Origin of the sequence: Nonomuraea sp. B5E05 (genome assembly GCF_039880665.1) — a bacterium.
Classification (GTDB): domain Bacteria; phylum Actinomycetota; class Actinomycetes; order Streptosporangiales; family Streptosporangiaceae; genus Nonomuraea.
In genome coordinates, this window is record NZ_JBDPMJ010000097.1 from 1 (window position 1) to 1,101 (window position 1,101).

At 65.5% G+C, this 1,101-nt stretch carries 1 pseudogene; it reads left to right on the forward strand.

Features of this window, described 5'->3' with window-relative positions:
- Positions 1 to 1,101 (forward strand): annotated as a pseudogene (locus tag ABGB01_RS45950) (DNA-directed RNA polymerase subunit beta); the annotation flags it as partial.

Here is a 1,101-nt window from a genome sequence, read left to right on the forward strand (position 1 = left end):
CCGTTCGCCCGGCGTCTACTTCGAACGTAACGTCGACAAGACGTCCGACAAGGATCTGTACGGCTGCAAGGTCATCCCGTCCCGGGGTGCCTGGCTGGAGTTCGAGATCGACAAGCGCGACAGCGTCGGTGTGCGCATCGACCGCAAGCGCAAGCAGGCCGTCACCGTGCTTCTCAAGGCACTGGGGTGGACCAACGAGAAGATCCTCGAGCGTTTCGGCCAGTACGAGTCGATGCGGGCCACCCTGGAGAAGGACCACACGGCCGGCCAGGATGACGCGCTGCTCGACATCTACCGCAAGCTGCGGCCGGGTGAGCCGCCGACCAAGGAGTCGGCGCAGACCCTGCTGGAGAACCTCTACTTCAACCCCAAGCGGTACGACCTGGCCAAGGTGGGCCGCTACAAGATCAACAAAAAGCTCGGGGTCGACGCCGAGATCACCCAGGGCACTCTGACCGAAGACGACATCGTCGCCACCATCGAATACATCGTCCGCCTCCACGCGGGCGAGGAGTCGATGCCGGGCGCCAACGGACAGGTCATCGTCGAGATCGACGACATCGACCACTTCGGCAACCGCCGCCTGCGCAGCGTCGGCGAGCTCATCCAGAACCAGGTCCGCCTGGGTCTGGCCCGCATGGAGCGCGTCGTGCGCGAGCGGATGACCACGCAGGACGTCGAGGCGATCACGCCGCAGACCCTGATCAACATCCGCCCGGTGGTCGCCTCCATCAAGGAGTTCTTCGGCACCTCGCAGCTGTCGCAGTTCATGGACCAGACCAACCCGCTGGCCGGGCTGACGCACAAGCGGCGTCTGTCCGCGCTGGGCCCCGGTGGTCTGTCGCGTGAGCGGGCCGGCTTCGAGGTCCGTGACGTGCACCCGTCCCACTACGGCCGGATGTGTCCGATCGAGACCCCTGAGGGCCCCAACATCGGCCTGATCGGGTCGCTGGCCTCCTACGGTCGCATCAACGCCTTCGGCTTCGTCGAGACGCCCTACCGCAAGGTCGTCGACGGCAAGGTCACCGACCAGATCGACTACCTCACCGCCGACGAGGAAGACCGTTTCGTCAAGGCGCAGGCCAACACGGTGCTCAACCC